Origin of the sequence: Dyadobacter sp. NIV53 (assembly GCF_019711195.1) — a bacterium.
In the GTDB taxonomy this organism is placed as follows: Bacteria; Bacteroidota; Bacteroidia; order Cytophagales; family Spirosomataceae; genus Dyadobacter.
In genome coordinates, this window is sequence record NZ_CP081299.1 from 3,153,713 (window position 1) to 3,171,281 (window position 17,569).

Below are 17,569 nucleotides of genomic sequence, written 5' to 3' on the forward strand. Positions count from 1 at the left end.
TGAAGCCCCGGATTACTGTATTATATATCATTGGGCTAACTTATATACAATCCCAGGGTGATACCCCGGGCTGAAATATAGGAGCCCGTTGGGCTAACTTTTATTCTTTCCCAGGGCGGATGCCCCGGGTTACTGTATTAAGTACCATTGGGCTAACTATTATACAATCCCAGGGCGATGCCCCGGGTTGAGATATAGGAGCCCGTTGGGCTAACTTTTATTCATTCCCAGGGCGATACCCCGGGCTGAAATATAGGAGCCCGTTGGGCTAACTTTTATTCATTTCCAGGGCGATGCCCCCGGTTGAGATATAGGAGCCCGTTGGGCTAACTTTTATTCATTTCCAGGGCGATGCCCCCGGTTGAGATATAGGAGCCCGTTGGGCTAACTTTTATTCATTCCCAGGGCGATGCCCCGGGTTGAGATATAGGAGCCCGTTGGGCTAACTTTAATAGGTTTATTTTTCATTTTGTTCTGTTGTAAAAATCTTCCAGTTTTTTGTTGAGATCCATTAACCTGTGACTGGTCCAAACATTGTCTTCTTCTGAAATTTCATTAAATAAATCCTGAGTTTCCTGTTTTGACCAACCGCTTTTACCCGAAACCTGTTCTAATAATTCACTTTCCTCAAATTTGCCAGGTGTGATCCCAAATCTTTCTCTCATATAAATCCAGAAATGCTGTATCAGTTTTTCTGCGAGATTTGCGTGATTCCCTTTCCGGTAATACATGTTCCCAATAGTCCTGACAAATTCCAGCGAAACATTTTTAGGCGGATCCATTATCGGGATGACTCTTTGTTTTCGTTTCCCAGAAAAAACTGCGTACACTATCAGTCCGATTAATGTGAGCAAATAAGCCGTTTTTAATCCTGGCTGACTTACAATATACCTGAAGACAGACCTTTCATTTTCTCCAAAACGGCCTTGTTTCTGATATTCGTCCCAATAAACAGGCTGTGCGGGTAAATAGGAAAGTGCATGAAAAGCCTGTTTGCCAGTAATCGTATCCAGTACATAATAGTTGGTGAACGCCAAAGGAAGATTATGAATAAAGATTTGTCCCTTTCCATAATCAGCTTTTACAAAAACCGGCTTATTGTCTTCATTAACAGCCAGTACCGTCACATTTTGAGACTTTTCTATTTTCAGGTAATTACGGCCGTCATCCTTCGTAAATAGAAATCCTTTTCTATCCCTGATCCTGGGATTAGTAAAATTAAAAACCTTTGCCGTATCCTTTGCAGCTGGCTTGTCTACAATGTTTTTTAATCCCAGTGTATGCAGCAGGTTTCCGGAAAAATCGTATGCTGAAATAAAAATAGTATTGCCTTTTCCGGCATAATTTAATAATTCTTTCTCATCAGCCGGCTCTACAAAAAATGATCCCTGAATAAACACATAAGAGCTTTTATTCACCATTGATGAGTCTTTGGAAAGCTGGTTATAAGGAGGTATCCTTAAACTTTCAACCTTTTTATTCCCGATCATTTCCGGCAATAATTCAAATAATGCTTTTGTCCCGAACGGAATATGATCCTTATTGGAATAACTATCGCGCCAGTTTAATGGTTTTGGCCGGTAATATTCTACTAATCCATATCCCAGGATCATCAGAAATAAAAAAAACCAATACCGGTTCAAACTCAAAAACATAATTTTTATTTTCTTAATATTCGATTAATACAGTTAATTACCCGAAGCTGTTAGTTGGAAATTTTTTCCTGAAAAGCATTTGAAAAATCTTTCATTTCATTAAAGCCGGATTCTTCGATTTGAAAATCACCGTACCAGGCAAATTCGAAATATCTTGTTATTTTGACAAAATCGGTATGGTACGGATATTTTTCCAGTTCCTGTACATAGCTCTGATTGGTCAGGTTAGGTTTCCAGTGGATCAGTTCGCGGGTTGTGAGCAATTTCAAAATTTTAAGGTATTGCAGTCGGATTGCGAGGCGAAAATCTCCCCGTTCCAATGCCTGGCCTATTGCTTCTTCGAAATTCAATTCATGAATATTCTCCTGCCCAACGATATAATCCTGAGAATCCTGAACATTTCTGGAAGGGAAAATATATTCCAGCACTTTGGCCTTATACAGCAGAAAAAGTACCAATCCCGCAGCAACAGCCATGAAAACATATTGCCAGAAACTCTCGTATGCGTTTCCTGAAAAAAGTTTGCTGATCTTTCCGTACAACCAGTTCATCCATTTTGCAACAGGATCTTCGGGAGGCTGCGGATCATCACTGTACTGATAATCGTTGTCGTTCCGAAGCTCCTCAATATGTTTGGCATCAGGATATCGGGGCACAATATGGCTATTGTCTTTTGCAGCAGTTTTCAGGCTGTCTTTTTGTGCAAAAGTCCTGGAAAATGGAAACAAGCTCATTGTACTGACAAACATCAGTACATAAGAATGTATGATTATAGCCTGAAATATCTTTCTGTTTTTTAAATTAAAACCGCCTTTTCCCATCAGATTAAATACTTTTTCAAAAACGATCCTCATCATCAGGCCTACCGGAATCTCCGCTTCCCAACGTCTCAATTTCAGCACGCAAACCCGAACCTTCGGAACGTTCCAACAGATTATAATACTGAAATGCGACTGCAATCCATACAATTCCCTCAACCACTGTTTTACCTACAGTTGCGATTATACTTGCTGCAATTATCAATACTTTTGAATCTGTAATTCCTTTCCCCAAACCTAATGCATTCATGATGGTTGTAACCATCACAGGGAACTGAAAAACAATGGCTACAATACTGGAAACGATGGACATAATGATAATCAGCCCGAAAGTAGACCACCATTTACCCTGAATCAGATTATAACTTCTTTTTAGTGAATCTGTTACTGATAATTTTTCCCGAATGGTAATCATCATAAAAAACTGGAAGCAAACACCCAGATATATGCCCGGAATAACAAAGAACATGGTGCCAATTAAAATAAGTATAAATGAAAGAACCTGGGCACCAATGCTGACCGAAATATTCTCAATTATTTTATTCCAGACTAAACCAGGTTGTATATCGTTTGATGATCCTTTTTCCTCATACAAAATAATAAACGCGCTTACCGTGGCATAAGCCAGAAAATAGGTAACCAGGCTAAAAATAGCAACAAACAAATATTCCGTTGTGAGGTATATGCCAAACCTGCTAAAAACATCTCCATTTTGCAAAAGCGGCAATGTTCTGGACTGAAACATTCCCTGGGCAATACCTGAAAGAAGCGCGGAAGGGCCGGCAATAAAAATGAGCGCTTTTACAAGCGGGCCAAAATTCCGGGTAGCAAACTCAAAAGAGGCATTCATTTTTTGCCCGAAATCCCGCTGCTGTAACAGTACAATAGGTGTTTTGTTCATGAAGGTATCATTGATAGATGTATACAGATAACTTTTCCTGTTTAATTATTGATTGTCAGATTTTCCTTGTTGGTAATTTCCACCATAAAGCCTTTGCGGATAGATCACAAAATACCAGATAATAAAAAAAGCTGATATACTGATAATTGCCACGCTTACCCACAAAGGCAAAGTAAGCCTTGTAACAAAACTTTCTAAAAACCCGGCTGCAATAAATACAGGAACCAGCCCGATTGCTAATTTTAATCCTTGCTTCGCTCCTTTTTTAAATGATTCGACTCGGGAAAAAGAGCCCGGAAAAAGCAGGCTGTTACCAATGACCAGTCCGGCAGCTCCTGCAATAACAATGGCAGATATTTCGAGTGTGCCATGAATCCATATTTTTAATACTGATTGCATAAGTAACCCTCTTTCAAAAAAGAAATACTGGAACGCTCCGAGCATAATACCGTTCTGGATAATAATGTATAATGTCCCGGCCGAAAAAAGGACGCCCAATACGAAAGCTGTAAGCGCCACACGGATATTATTGACCGTAATAGCCAAAAACATATCTGCCGCAGAATGTGATTTATAGATCGCCAGAGGATCTCCATTTTTGATGTTTTCCAATGTTTGGTTTACATATCCGTCACCTAATATCAAACGTACGAAAGTTTCGTCATGGGCCGCAGAAACGCTGCCGATCAGAAAAGCCGCTGTGAAAAACAAAAAAGCACAGAGCAGATTATTCCGCGCCTGAAAGGAAATGTAAGGTAGTTCATACAGCCAGAAAGTTTTGATCCTTCCCTGATCTTCACGACGGTTACTGTATAATTTGCCATGAAGCTGTGAAGTAAGTCCATTGAGATAGCGCAAAACCGAAGAACCCGGGTAAAATGTTCTGGCGTAAGAAAGATCGTCAGTCAGGGAAATAAATCGGGATGTGAGTTCATCCGGGTCATCGGCCGGATTTTCTTCATAAAACCGCCAGCGTTCCGAGTTACGTTTCACAAAAACAGCTTCTTTCATAATTGGCGTCTGAAGATATTGGAAAGTTAGCGGGATTACCTTATTTTTCCTGCAATATAAATGAAAATTCTGCCAGACAAACGTTCCGCAAAGTAATGAGTTTACAAATAGAAACAGCACAAAATGTTGGTGTGGATTACGAAATCGCCAGTGTTGGGGAACGTATACTTGCGCAATTCGTGGATTATGCCGTTTATTTCGTCTGGATAATGGCTGTTGTTGCAATTACGTCAGTTTCAGACAGTGCTAAAAGTGGAATTTCCAGTCCCTGGATTACAACCGGAGCCATGATGCTTCCTATTATGCTTTATCCACTTCTATGTGAATATTTTATGGATGGGCAAACGGTTGGAAAAATGGCACTTAAAATAAAGGTGATCCGGCTTGACGGGAGTAAAGCTACGCTTAGCTCCTATCTGCTCAGGTGGCTGCTATCCATTGTTGATGTTAGTTTGTTTTCGGGACTGGTAGCCATTTTCGCAATTGTGATTAATGGAAAAGGCCAGCGTTTGGGAGATATTGCGGCGGGAACAGCTGTGATCAAGACGCATCCAACCATCCGGCTGGAACATATCATGACGCCCGACCTGGATCCCAATTACCGGCCTGCATATCCTGGTGTAGTTCGGCTTTCAGATAAGGATATCCGTACAATCCGTAAAGTGCTTGCCACAAATAATGAAGAACTGATGGAAACAACTATGCACAAAATGGAAGATTTACTTGGCATTAACAGCCTGGAAACAGCTTCGGTTTTCCTATGGACTATCATTAATGATTATAATTTTTACGCGAGTTCGGAAGTATGATTGGTACGTTTAATATGTGGCCAAGGCTCTACCTGAATATGAGATTTATGACTTATTGAACAGGATAATGCCCAATAAGTTGTAATGCTTCCCGCTCTACCTTTCTTGCAATTTCATTAAACTTGAAGATCCTGACGGTTACCATACCGATATTTGTTAATGGAATTATTTCATTACTTTGAATTTTAAAATGTTCTTTCCAATCATCTGTTCTAGGATTATAGAATCGTACTAATATTCCTTCATCTGTTAAACTCCCCAGATCACTCCCCTTAAATCTGTTACAAATCATACAGGCAAAAGCCAGATTTCCAACTTGTGATTTACCACCATGTTTTACACTTATAATATGGTCTATTTCGCAGCCAAAATAAGTATCACTTTCCCGGATAAGACAATATTCACATTTATGATCCGCAATTCCCGAAACTTCCCTGCGCATAGCCTCAGGAATATACTCATTAATTTTGGACATAATTATGAGCACGTGCCTTTGTTAAGCGCATTAAATGTTCCAGTTGAAAGTAACTATCCAACTCTGATTGTTCTTCCTCGTTTATTTCTCCGTTTTTTTCTTTTTGTATCAATTCACGGATTAAATAAGATGATTCTTCCGAGGGTTTAAATAAAAGTACTCTTTCAGGAGTAGTCCCAGAGGCCAAAAAATCAATAAGTTCGTCGTATGCTTTCATAAAAACTCTTTGTTAATAATCAAATATACTTTTAAATTTTAATGATAAAAAGATAATGGTTTCTAACCAGTGGCACGGCTGATCGACCAAGCTCCGTAAAAAGCTATATGAATCAGCCGTGCCACGGATACCCTGGCACACGCATCTTTACATACTATTTAACAGTCACCACCTCCACCTTCGGAGGAAGTAATTTGTACAAAACCGGTGTAACAATCCGGGACAGCAAGGTGGAGCTGATCAGCCCTCCGATCAATACCCAGGCAAGCGGGGAATATAACGGATTACCTTCTATGGCCAGTGGGATCAGGCCACCAATGGCCGTGAAAGATGTTAGTACGATGGGCACGAAACGGATTTCTCCTGCCTGCTGAATGGCATCAATCAGCGATACACCTTCTGCCCTCAACTGGTTGGTAAAGTCAACCAATAAAATGGAGTTCTTTACTTCAATACCAATCAGTGCGATCAGCCCGATAATAGCCACAAAGGACAAAGGATAGCCTACCAGAAATAGTGCAGATAAGGCACCGATAATTCCCAGCGGGATAACAGAAAGTACGATCAGTGAGCTTTTGAATGTCCCGAATTCCAGTACCAAAACACCCAGAAATCCGAATGCCGTGATCAGGATAATTGTTCCTAATCCTCCAAAAGATTTTTCCCTGGCTTCCAGTTCACCGGCTGCTTTGTATGTAAATCCCTCCGGAAATTGATATTTGTCCAGTTTGGCAATAACCTGGTTATATACTTCATCCACAAGAAATCCTTTTTTCACGTAAGCAGAAACGGTTACATAACGATCCTGGTCATAATGGCGGATCTGACTTACGGCACTTTCAAATTGGAGATCCGCAATCTGTTTCAGCGGCACAGATGCACCTGCGAGCGTATTGACGTACAAATTATTCAGTACATTCTGATCAGCTATTTTACCTCTTGGCATCGTCAGGTTGATGGCATAATCATCTCCGTTTTCATCTTTAAAGACACCAATATTCAGGCCTGTTACAGCCAATCTGATAGTCCTGTTTACGTCTGCGACGGATATACCCAGCATACTGGCCTTTTCTTTATTTATTTTGACACGGATATCCGTTTTTCTGGTGGCAATCGGATTATTCACGTAGATCGTTCCGGCGGTGCTTTTTAGTGTTTTTTCAACTCCTGCAGCCGCACTGCGCAACTGATCCAGATCTTCACCGAATATCCGGATAGCAATAGGAGCTTCGGTATTCGGGCCCTGTTCAAAATCCTTCACTTCAACTTTAGCATTGACAACATGCGCAAACCTGGTTCTCAGCTTTTCTATAACCTGCTCTTTTTCAGACGGCTTCATATCGGTGAGTTGTACAAAAAACTCTGCATAATTGGTCGCATCAGAGCGCTGGATGACATTATAATAAATCCGTGGATTTCCTTTTCCGACATTGGTCGTAATGTACCTGATCTCCGGTATTTTTTTCACTTCACTTTCTACATATCTTGCTACACGATCGGTTTCTGATAATGCAGTTCCGTCAGGTGTCTCCACAGAAATCAGGAACATTGGTTTTTCAGATTTCGGGAAAAGGGCAAAACCGATCACTTTAGTCAGGCTCAGGGATGCCACAAACAGAATTACTGCAAATCCCAGAGTTGGAAGTGGGTGACGTAACGCCCAATGCAAGAGTTTGCTATATGATCCGCTGATAACTTTTTTCAGTGATCGCATAAATATATTTCCTTCCGGATTATGTGATTCCTTTAATAACCTGCTGCTCAGAAACGGAACGATGGTCAGGGAAACAACCATGGATGCCAGAATAGTCACACTTACAGCCACCGGCAAGCTTCTGATAAAATCTCCGGATGCTTCCGGCAGGAAATTAAGTGGCAAAAATGCTAGGATCAGCGTAACCGTACAGCCAATAACTGCCAATGTAATCTGTTGAGTTGCTTTCACTGCAGCTTCCCTTTTTGGATACCCGTTTCGCATCCATCGCTCGATATTTTCGACGACAACAATGGAGTCGTCAACGAGTATTCCCAGCGAAACGATCAACCCTACAATACTTAACTGATTGATACTGAAACCAAGATAATCTATGGCCGCCAAACCCATTGCAAGGGAAAGTGGTATAGAGATCATTACCACCAATGCAGCCCTGAAACCAAGCGGAAGCAACGTAAGCGATACCAGGAAAATAGCAATGGCGAAATCTTTGGAAAACCGGCTAAGCCGTTTACTCACACTTTCGGCCTGGTCAAAGCTTTTGATTAATTTAATATGAGAAGGTAATGTTTTACTAAAATTCTCAACAACCGGATTCAGTACTTTGCCAACCTGTTCAATATTCTGCCCTTCCTTTTGAGCCGCAGTCACAAGCACACAGCGGTGTCCGTTTAATCTGGTAATATGCGATTCTTCTGCTTCATCATAGTCAACAGTAGCGATATCCGCCAGATATATGATCTTTTGCGATGATGTGCTAAAACCTGTGCTGGCTACAATAGTATTTTTTATTTCGGGAAGTGATGTATAATCGCCGGATGTTTTCACATTAAATTTGCGTACTCCTGCCTGAATGCTTCCACCAGGAATATTATAATTCTCAGCTTGTAATGCCTGAATTACCTGATTGACCGGAACACCTTCCAAAGCCATTTTTTCCAGATTTAACGATATCCGAACCGTTTTTGCAGGATAACCCCAGTTTTCAACACTTTTAAGGCTTTTTATCTTAGAAAGCTCATCTTTCAGATCGTCTGCCCTATCACTCAGTTCTTTATTAGAAGCTGTTTCGGAAACCAGTGCAACCTGTACAATATTGACATCTGTTGGCGAAAAACGGCGAATTTCTGTCCTGAAAATATCTTTTGGAAGTTCTGCGGCCAATGCTCCCACTTCCCGGACCAGCTCCTGGTATTTTTCGTCCGGATCTTCACTGTAATCATATTCAATTACCACAACAGCCAACCCATCGTCTACATTGGTTTTGATATTGTTTACATTTTCCAAAGCAGTGAAGCGTTTCTCTACTTTATCCACCACAAGCTCTTCCATATCAAGTGCATCCGTTCCGGGATATACATAGACAACAGCAAATGAAGGCGCAAAAAATTCAGGATCTTCACCTCTTGGCATATTAAAAAGGGAATTCAATCCCAAGGCCACAACCCCTATAAACATGACCAGCATAAACTGCCAGTTCTTAACGGAAAATTCTGACAAATTCATTTTTGAATTAAGAATTAATAGTGACTTATAATTAAAAACGCAGCACCTCAGAGAAGTCAAGTCTTAAAGTCGGGGTCGCCCAGAAGGGGTCGCCAAGACGGGGTCACCCAGACGGGATTGCCAAGACGGGGTCGCCTAGACTTGACTTCTCTTGGAACCAGACAATTCTTTATTTATTCAATTTTTAATCGTCAAAGCCGACGAATCAGTCAGAAATGCTGAACCGCTGGTGATTACCTCGCTCACGTTCTCCAGGCCATTTGTGACCAGCACCTTATTCCCATCCAGATAACCAATAGAAATTGCCATGCGTTTTGCTTTTCCATTGTTGTTTACAAATACAAAACCCTTATTGCCGTTTCCCTCAATTACCGCTTCTATCGGAATCACTTTATACTTCCGGCTTTGCGATGGTGTTAATTCTGCTTTGGCAAAAAGCCCTGTTGCGAAACGTTTCCCGGCCGGATCAATTCTGATCTCAATCTGATAAAGCTTGCTGACCGGATCAGCAGATTGAGCAAGATTCGTAATTGTTCCTTTGAAAGTTTCTTCCGGATAAGCATCCAGCAGAACCGACGCATGATCGCCCAATTTCACTCTTGCCCAGTCTTTATCCGATATTCCTACACGTACCACCCAATCGTTCCGGCTATTGGAAGCAAGGATCAAAGCAGCAGTTCCGGCGCTGGTAAATTCCCCTTCGTTGATTTGTTTACGTGTAACTGTACCGTCAATCGGTGAAATAATTTTTGCATAAGACTGATTGAACCTCGCGATTTTAAGATTTTGCTGTGATACATCATAACCGGTCGTAGCGTTTTGTACTTGTTCCAAAGTGGCTGCCGTATCGTTCAGCATGTTTTTAACACGCTGCATATCCCGTTCGGATTTTTCCGATGCAAATGCGGCCTGATTGACCTGCGCATTAATTTCCGTCATGTCCAGCATAGCTAAAAGCTGGCCCTTACGAACCGCCTGGCCTTCTTTTACATATACATGGGAAACAATTCCACCGATTTTAAAAGACAAACGCGCCTCTTCTGCCGATGCTACGGTACCGGCCACGCGAATAGGTTCTGCACGGAATGCTTCCTGTACTCTGGAAATTTTTACCGGAATTACCGTTTCGTCCACAACTCCGTTATCCTGTTTTTTCTCTTTTTCACCACAGCTGGAAAGCAACGACATGAAGGCTAAAAAAGAAATTTGTATTATAGTTTTCATATTATTTCAATTGAATACCTGACTCATTAATTTTCATAATACATTTTCGCCTGAACTCCTCAGTAGAATTTCGGATTGGGCCGAAAGTTGTTGTCCGGACCGGCTTAATCCCACAAAACTCCAGTGTCATCTTTTTCATTGCATGATAAGTAGGCCGGCCGTTTATCAGCCAGTAATACCAAACCGGCTGATCCAGCGTACTGATAATATGCGCACTCTTTCCAATCAATAATTTATCCCACCAAACTGAATTTTCACGTCTTTCAAATGCAAATCCCGGCAAGAAAACACGGTCAATAAAGCCTTTGAGCAAAGCAGGCAAGCTCCCCCACCACACCGGATAAACCCATACAATGTGTTCTGCCCACGTAATTTTTGCCCGTGCATCCAATAGATCCGGTTCAAGCTCAACACGCTTACGATAGCCAAATTCCAGATTTGGATTAAATTCCAGTTTCGCAAGTATTATTTCCTGAACCTCCGCACCAGATGCTAACGCACCAAGCCTATACGCTGCTGCAAGTGTGGCGCCAAAACTTTCCGGATCCGGATTTCCGTTGATGATTAAAACCTTTTTCATGGCTCAGCTGTGATTTTATTAAGCATGGATTGCTTGATCAGCACATCATACTTTGTAATTGATTGCTGTAACTGTGCAGTCAGTACATCATTTTGCGCTTTTACATATTCAATTAAAAGCACATTTCCATTGCGGTAACGGCTATCAATTACTTTAAAATACTGGGACGCATTATTCAACCCGTCCTGAGATGCTTTCTGTGTCTCACGGGAAGAAACCAGATCGTAATATGCCTGTGTAGTTTGTAATTCAATTTGTTTTTCAACCTCAGTTTGTTTGGTTGTCAACAACTCAGTCTGAATTTTTGCCTGCTGGATTTTAGATTTACGTTCATACCCTTTAAAAATATCCCAGGACATTCCAACTTGGCCGGCTACATAATCCTGATCTTTAAACTTGTAGCCATATCCCTGAAATCCGACATTTCCACCCACAAAAACTGATGGCCGCGACGCTGCTTTCTGATGCAGCTGTATTGCCTGCCGGGATGCTTCAATAGACAAATCGAGCTGTTTTAATTCCTGCCGGTTTGCAACTGCCTGTCCGGTCAGACTTGTTAAGTTCGCCAGTCCATCGTAATCAAATGGTTTTAAATTTATAAAAATGGAATCGACAGTAATTTCATTTGTCAGATCCTTATTCAGCAAAAAGTTAAAATAAGCTTTGGCTATCTGTATATTTTTATCTGCTTCTGCTTTCTGCTGCAAAATCTTACTCACTTCATATTCCGACGAAAAAACCACGTCTTTTGTCGATGTATTGTTGGCTACCAGTTTCCTGTTCAGCTTTACGAGCTCATTCAGTACATTTTGGCTGTTGGTGAAGATTTTCGCCGCCTCCAGGGATTGTAGATATTGGTAATATGCCGTTTCAATATTATAGCGTAATTCATTTTCAACCACCCGTTTTTTTGCTTCCTGAGCCGACATCAGGCTTTTCTGGATCAGATAGTTATATTTTATTTCAGGATTATAAATTGAATACTGCACGCTCACTTTCGTATCATGGAAGTTGGTTGGTGCCAAAAGCACATCAACATTTTCAATGTTGGTAGGAAACTGGTTTTTGCCCGTTAACTCGTTCAGGGATTTATAGGCTGGGTTCAAAAGGTCTCCAACCGGAAAGTTAAGGCGCCGTCCACCAGCTGCATAGGAATATGTAGGGGCGAAAGTCAGACGGGGATAAAAGAGCGCTTTCGCCTGATTGATCGCTTCCATTGACTTTTTTATTTCCAATGATTCCTGTTTCAGCGACAGGTTGTCCTGCAAACCCTCTTCAATATAACTTTCCAGAATATCAGATTTTTGCGCAAAAACCTGTAAAGAAAAAAGTATCAAAAAGGAAAGACGTAGAATTCTATTAATCATGACATATTTAATTAACAGTGTTTAGTATGATGGCAAATTTTTTTATTTTCCAATTTGGCCTAAATGTGTATGTTTGAAATCATCATTGTATTTCAACCCGTAGCCGAAAATCCTGTCCATAGCTGAATGCCCGAATAAGATAATTCCAGCTAACAAAATAGCCTGGTTACCAGATATTAAACCAATAACGCCAACCAGAATTCCTGTTCCTTTATGATGGATAAAATTATACATAATAGCCCCGGTCTTAGTATTGACAACATAACCAACCATACTAAGATCGGGTAGAAGTATGAGCGCTGGAAACCACCACCAGGCAAAATCAAGACGTGTAAAAAGAAATATGGCAAGTAAAAACTGAGCTAAATCTTCCAGTTTCAAAAGTGTTTTCATCACTAAAAATTGTTAAATGGTTGTCTTAATCATTTCAACAAACAACTTGAACGATTCCTGAATCCGCTCCATTTCACGGTTATCTCCAAACATGTCCATACGCTTTTTCAGATAAATTGTAATAAGCCCATGCATAAAACTCCATATAGTTAGACATACCGTTTCAACTTCGCGATCACTTTTGAAAATACCTGCCTCCATACACTCCTGAATGATCAGTCGCAAATAATCAAATGATTTCATTCCGTCTTCCCACATTTCATCTTTGCAGGCCAGCGCTTCCATAGGCGCCTGCATAATGAACATCAGGTCATACAATTCCGGATTTTCAATCGCAAATTTTATGTATTGACGTCCCAAAGCAACCAGTTTTTCAAACGGTTCGGCTATGTCTGCAACCACTGTGAATTCCTGCATCATTTTTTGAAACGCAAGAATATGCAATCCCAGCAACAGTTCGTTTTTGTCCTTATAATAAAGATAAATCGTAGCAGGACTGTACTCAATTGCATCTGCTATGCCTCTGATACTCGTTTTTTCGTAGCCATTTTCCAGGAATAATTTCTGCGCTCCTCTTAATATTAATTCACGCATCTCCTCACGCTCTCTTTCCTTCCTTTCTGTAATTCCCATAATATACGCTGATCTACCATGCAAATATACTAAACAGTGTTTAGTAAAAACAAACTGTTTAGTTAAATTTATACGAATGGTGAAAATTTTATTTCAATGGTAAAGAAATTACATTGATGTCAACTCATAATACAGCTGTTTCACTAATTGAAAAAAAAGTTATAACCGCCGGTAGCCGGACGGTTATAACTTTCAAAATTAATCCTTAACAATTAATAATTATCCTCAATCGTGCCTTACCAGCTGGATATTAGCGATCAATTTTACATCTTCACCAATAAGCATACCGCCGGAATCCGTAAGTTGCATGTAATTGAGCCCGAATTCCTGCCTGCTTAGCCTTCCTTCTACTTCAAACCCAATTCTTATATTTCCTTGTGCATCTCTTTCGGTTCCACCATATTCGGCATCTAACTCAATAGGTTTGGTAATACCTTTTAATGTGAGCAAACCTGAAAGTTTGTAATTGTCTCCCTTTACTTTATGAAAATAGTTGGATTGAAATGTAATATGCGGAAACTGGTCTGCATCAAAAAAATCCGCTGATTTTAAGTGTTCATCCCTCATTCCTACGTTGGTATCAATACTGCTTACGTCCAGAGAAAAGTGAATTTCTGCGCTTTCAAAGTTATTCAGGTCTGATGTAGCACCGCCTTCAAAGTTCTTAAATGAGCCCGTAATTGTAGAGATCACTAAATGTTTGATCTTGAACTGAACTTCGGAATGTGCCGGGTCTACAACCCATTTTGTAATTGCCATGGGAAAATTAATTATTGAATCAGAAAACTATTAAATTTTAAGAACTAAGTCAAAATTCTGTCCTGATAATATCACATAATGGAAAATTATGGACAGAAATATATCACACCTGAGTAATGATAACGTAATCATTTAGAACAATAGATATATTAAATTGATCTGGAAAAAGAAACTTTGAAAAATATTTATGTAACAGGAAAAAATCCAAATAATAAAAAGAGTGGCATGAAGTTTTACCCACACCAGGATTGTTATATTTACTAAAACTTTACTAAATCGACGAATACATGAAGATGAAGGGAAGAAGTGTATTTACGTACGACGTATATGCTCCCACTACTATAACCACAATGCTGCGTCCGCGACGCCAGGAAGGCCAATCCATTATAGAAGAAGGCTTTGATATTGAACCCCCAGTTGCATTTTCTGAATACACAGATATTTACGGCAACCCTTGTCAGCGTACAACTTTACCGGTTGGCAAAGTAACCATTACGACCGAAGTTCAGGCACAGGTCAATAAAACCAAACCCATACCAAGTCCTTCGCCAGCTTATGTACTGGTAGGTGATTTGCCTGACGAAGTGATGCACTACATTCTTCCCAGCAGATATTGCGAATCGGACTTATATGAAATAAATATGCTGGCGATGCAAATTGCCGGAAATTTTACTCCGGGCTACGATCAGGTAGAAGCGATCAGGACCTGGATACACAAAAATGTTACTTATCAGTATGGCGTAACGGATTCAAGTACAACTGCTTTGGATCTGGCGAGAAACCGTATAGGCGTTTGCCGTGATTTTACACACCTGGCAATTGCACTTTGCAGAAACCTTTGTATTCCAACACGTATGACAGTTGGATATCTTGATAAATTAAAAGACATGGACCTGCATGCCTGGTTCGATGTTTACATCGGCGGAGCGTGGTATACTTTTGACTCTGTTCAGGAAAAAACGGAAGGTTACCGCATTGAAATCGCTCATGGCCGCGACGCTGCCGACGTAGCAATGATCACACAATACGGAAATGCTACGTTACAATCCCTGCATGTGGAAGTAGAGCTTCTGGAACCGGAGCCCGTGGAACAGTAAGGGTATTTGGAGTTTGGAGTTCAGAGTTCAGAGTTCAAAGTTCAGCATTCAGAGTTCAAAGTTTAGCGTTCAGAGTTTAGAGTTCATAATTAAAAGTTCAGAGTTTAGAGTTAACTTATTTCTAAACTCTAAACTCTGAACTTATTTCTGAACTCTGAACTTATTTTATTACTCCCAGTTGTTTACCAATTTTTGTGAAAGCTTCTACCGCTTTTTCAAGATTTTCCTGGCTATGTCCAGCTGAAATTTGTACCCGGATCCTTGCTTTTCCCTGTGGTACTACCGGATAGAAAAACCCGATTACATAGATTCCTTCGTCCAGCAATTTGGCCGCAAACTCCTGCGCTAATTTTGCTTCGTATAACATAATGGGAACAATAGGGTGTTCGCCTGGCAATATATCGAATCCCGCTTCCGTCATCACTTTTCGAAAATAAGCCGTATTTGTTTCCAGCTTATCACGAAGAGCAGTAGAAGCAGAAAGCAGTTCCAACACTTTAATAGAAGCCCCTACAATGGACGGGGCCAATGTATTGGAAAATAAATAAGGCCGTGAACGCTGGCGCAGAATCTCTACTATCTCTTTTTTTGCTGCCGTAAAACCGCCGGATGCTCCACCAAGTGCTTTTCCGTAGGTTCCGGTAATAATATCAATCCGACCCATTACATTCCTGAGTTCATGTGTACCACGCCCTGTTTTTCCTATAAATCCGGAAGCATGACATTCATCAATCATAACCATAGAACCGTATTTTTCAGACAGGTCACATATCGTATCCAACCTTGCAATCGTTCCGTCCATTGAAAAAACGCCATCGGTCACAACCAGTATCCGCCGGCTTCCCTGCGCCGCTTTCAATTGGTCTTCCAGGTCATTCATATCATTGTGCTTGTAACGGAATCGTTTTGCCTTACACAAACGAATTCCGTCAATGAGGGAAGCATGGTTTAGCTCGTCGGAAATAATGGCATCGTTTTCTCCAAGCAGCGGCTCGAACAAACCTCCGTTGGCATCGAATGCAGCTGCGTATAAAATGCAGTCTTCCGTGCCCAGGAATTCAGCCGTTTTCCGTTCCAGTTCCTTATGAATATCCTGTGTCCCGCAGATAAAGCGAACAGACGACATACCAAATCCGTGGGTTTGAATGGCTTCAATACCCGCTTTGATCACATCAGGGTGAGAAGAAAGCCCAAGATAATTATTGGCACAAAAGTTCAGTACTTCTTTACCGTTGTCCGTAGCGATCCGGGCAGCCTGAGGTGTTACTATAATGCGTTCTTTTTTATATAAACCGGCTGCTTTAATCGCGTCCAGTTCCTGTTGCAATTCCTGCTGAATATTTCCGTACATGGCTTGTATTTTTATAATCCTGATTTTTTTCTAAAATTAAATTTTGACCAAATGATACTTTTTACGAAGTTCTGTAATCATTTCTTCCGTCATTTTATCCAATGTGTAAGCCGGCCTCCATCCCCAGTCTTTCCGTGCAGGTGCATCATCAATTTGCTGTGGCCATGAATCAGCAATGTCCTGGCGGTAGTCAGGCTTGTAACTGATCTTAAAATCAGGAATAATTTTTCTGATGCTTTCTGCAATTTCTTTCGGAGAAAAACTCATTCCTGCCAGATTATAGCTCGTACGGATATTGATCTGGTCCTTTGCTGCTTCCATTAACCTTACCGTAGCATCCATGGCATCGCTCATGTATATCATCGGGAGTTTTGTATCTTCTTTCAGAAAACACTCAAACTGTTCTCCATTAACTGCTTTGTGATAAATATCTACGGCATAATCTGTCGTTCCGCCGCCGGGCATCGACTGATGACTTATAATTCCCGGATAACGCAGCGAACGAATATCCATTCCGTATTTTTGGAAGTAATAATTTGACCAGTTTTCCCCTGCCGCTTTACTGATCCCATAAACCGTAGTTGGGTCCAGATAAGAATATTGTTCAGCTGTATCGTCTGTATGATCACCAAAAACGGCAATAGAACTGGGGTAAAATATCTTGTGAACACCATTTATCCTGGCTGCTTCCAATACATTAAAATACGTTTGCATATTAATATACCAGGTTTGTAACGGGTTCTCTTCCCCTTTTGCAGAGAGAATGGCAGCCAGATGATAGACCTGCGTGATTTTATGTTTGGCAACTATGGCAGATAAGGCAGCTGCATCAGTAGCATCCAGTTTTTCAAAGTAATCCGGTTTTGTATCGGGCATATTCAGATCAGACGCAATCACTCTGTTTTCTCCATAAATCCCGCGTAAATATTCCACGAGAACAGATCCAATCTGCCCATTCGCTCCAATTACTAAAATACGTTCTGATTTCATCATGACAAACATTCTTTAAAAGCACAAATCACTCGCAATTTTACCTTTTAAGATATTATTTTCAATATA

The 17,569-nt window shown here is 40.7% G+C and carries 17 protein-coding genes; 2 read left to right on the forward strand and 15 right to left on the reverse strand.

What is annotated here, in order from left to right; all coding sequences use genetic code 11:
- Nucleotides 1–464: 464 nt before the first annotated feature.
- The 4 genes from KZC02_RS12640 to KZC02_RS12655 are packed head-to-tail and all read right to left on the reverse strand — an operon-like array spanning nt 465 to nt 4,385.
- Nucleotides 465–1,655 carry a DUF4350 domain-containing protein gene (locus KZC02_RS12640; RefSeq protein ID WP_221394423.1) on the reverse strand — a complete coding sequence of 397 codons (1,191 nt, stop codon included), beginning with the start codon at nt 1,653–1,655 and terminating at the stop codon, nt 465–467.
- Nucleotides 1,656–1,705: 50 nt separating this feature from the next.
- Entirely contained in the window at nt 1,706–2,548 is an 843-nt protein-coding gene (locus KZC02_RS12645) for a DUF4129 domain-containing protein (protein WP_221394424.1), read from the reverse strand.
- A complete protein-coding gene (locus KZC02_RS12650; protein ID WP_221394425.1) occupies nt 2,493–3,374 on the reverse strand; it encodes a hypothetical protein in 882 nt (293 codons plus the stop codon). The genes KZC02_RS12645 and KZC02_RS12650 overlap by 56 nt, the downstream gene beginning before the upstream one ends.
- A 45-nt stretch (nt 3,375–3,419) precedes the next feature.
- A complete protein-coding gene (locus KZC02_RS12655) occupies nt 3,420–4,385 on the reverse strand; it encodes a stage II sporulation protein M (RefSeq protein ID WP_221394426.1) in 966 nt (321 codons plus the stop codon).
- 95 nt (nt 4,386–4,480) lie between these two features.
- On the opposite strand from KZC02_RS12655, the gene KZC02_RS12660 reads away from it, so the two are divergent.
- Nucleotides 4,481–5,194, forward strand: coding sequence for an RDD family protein (locus KZC02_RS12660; RefSeq protein WP_221394427.1), 714 nt, complete (start codon nt 4,481–4,483; stop codon nt 5,192–5,194).
- A gap of 52 nt (nt 5,195–5,246) precedes the next feature.
- Here KZC02_RS12660 and KZC02_RS12665 read toward each other — a convergent pair whose 3' ends face one another.
- The 9 genes from KZC02_RS12665 to KZC02_RS12705 all read right to left on the reverse strand — a co-directional run bounded on the left by KZC02_RS12665 (nt 5,247) and on the right by KZC02_RS12705 (nt 14,062).
- The gene (locus KZC02_RS12665; protein ID WP_221394428.1) at nt 5,247–5,669 is read right to left on the reverse strand and encodes an HNH endonuclease; all 423 of its coding nucleotides are present in this window, start codon (nt 5,667–5,669) and stop codon (nt 5,247–5,249) included.
- A complete protein-coding gene (locus KZC02_RS12670; protein ID WP_221394429.1) occupies nt 5,656–5,886 on the reverse strand; it encodes a hypothetical protein in 231 nt (76 codons plus the stop codon). Before KZC02_RS12670 ends, KZC02_RS12665 begins: the two co-directional genes overlap by 14 nt.
- 154 nt (nt 5,887–6,040) lie before the next feature.
- Nucleotides 6,041–9,106, reverse strand: coding sequence for an efflux RND transporter permease subunit (locus KZC02_RS12675; protein WP_221394430.1), 3,066 nt, complete (start codon nt 9,104–9,106; stop codon nt 6,041–6,043).
- Nucleotides 9,107–9,283: 177 nt separating this feature from the next.
- The gene (locus tag KZC02_RS12680) at nt 9,284–10,330 is read right to left on the reverse strand and encodes an efflux RND transporter periplasmic adaptor subunit (RefSeq protein WP_221394431.1); all 1,047 of its coding nucleotides are present in this window, start codon (nt 10,328–10,330) and stop codon (nt 9,284–9,286) included.
- Nucleotide 10,331: 1 nt separating this feature from the next.
- Nucleotides 10,332–10,910: an NAD(P)H-dependent oxidoreductase gene (locus tag KZC02_RS12685; protein ID WP_221394432.1), complete on the reverse strand. Its 579-nt coding sequence runs from the start codon at nt 10,908–10,910 to the stop codon at nt 10,332–10,334.
- Nucleotides 10,907–12,277, reverse strand: coding sequence for a TolC family protein (locus KZC02_RS12690; RefSeq protein WP_221394433.1), 1,371 nt, complete (start codon nt 12,275–12,277; stop codon nt 10,907–10,909). Before KZC02_RS12690 ends, KZC02_RS12685 begins: the two co-directional genes overlap by 4 nt.
- Nucleotides 12,278–12,319: 42 nt before the next feature.
- Nucleotides 12,320–12,670 carry a DUF4260 domain-containing protein gene (locus tag KZC02_RS12695; RefSeq protein ID WP_221394434.1) on the reverse strand — a complete coding sequence of 117 codons (351 nt, stop codon included), beginning with the start codon at nt 12,668–12,670 and terminating at the stop codon, nt 12,320–12,322.
- A 12-nt stretch (nt 12,671–12,682) separates the two neighbouring features.
- Nucleotides 12,683–13,303 (reverse strand): TetR/AcrR family transcriptional regulator, encoded by a 621-nt coding sequence (locus KZC02_RS12700; protein ID WP_221394435.1) that lies wholly within the window; start codon nt 13,301–13,303, stop codon nt 12,683–12,685.
- 225 nt (nt 13,304–13,528) lie between these two features.
- On the reverse strand, nt 13,529–14,062 hold the full coding sequence (locus KZC02_RS12705) for a YceI family protein (protein WP_221394436.1): 534 nt from the start codon (nt 14,060–14,062) through the stop codon (nt 13,529–13,531).
- A gap of 287 nt (nt 14,063–14,349) precedes the next feature.
- Here KZC02_RS12705 and KZC02_RS12710 point away from each other — a divergent pair, with 287 nt between their 5' ends.
- Nucleotides 14,350–15,159, forward strand: coding sequence for a transglutaminase family protein (locus KZC02_RS12710; RefSeq protein ID WP_221394437.1), 810 nt, complete (start codon nt 14,350–14,352; stop codon nt 15,157–15,159).
- 160 nt (nt 15,160–15,319) lie between these two features.
- Here the strand turns inward: KZC02_RS12710 and kbl are convergent, their stop codons facing one another.
- A complete protein-coding gene (kbl, locus tag KZC02_RS12715) occupies nt 15,320–16,510 on the reverse strand; it encodes a glycine C-acetyltransferase (RefSeq protein ID WP_221394438.1) in 1,191 nt (396 codons plus the stop codon).
- A 36-nt stretch (nt 16,511–16,546) separates the two neighbouring features.
- On the reverse strand, nt 16,547–17,500 hold the full coding sequence (locus tag KZC02_RS12720) for an NAD-dependent epimerase/dehydratase family protein (RefSeq protein ID WP_221395034.1): 954 nt from the start codon (nt 17,498–17,500) through the stop codon (nt 16,547–16,549).
- Between the last annotated feature and the right edge of the window lie 69 nt (nt 17,501–17,569).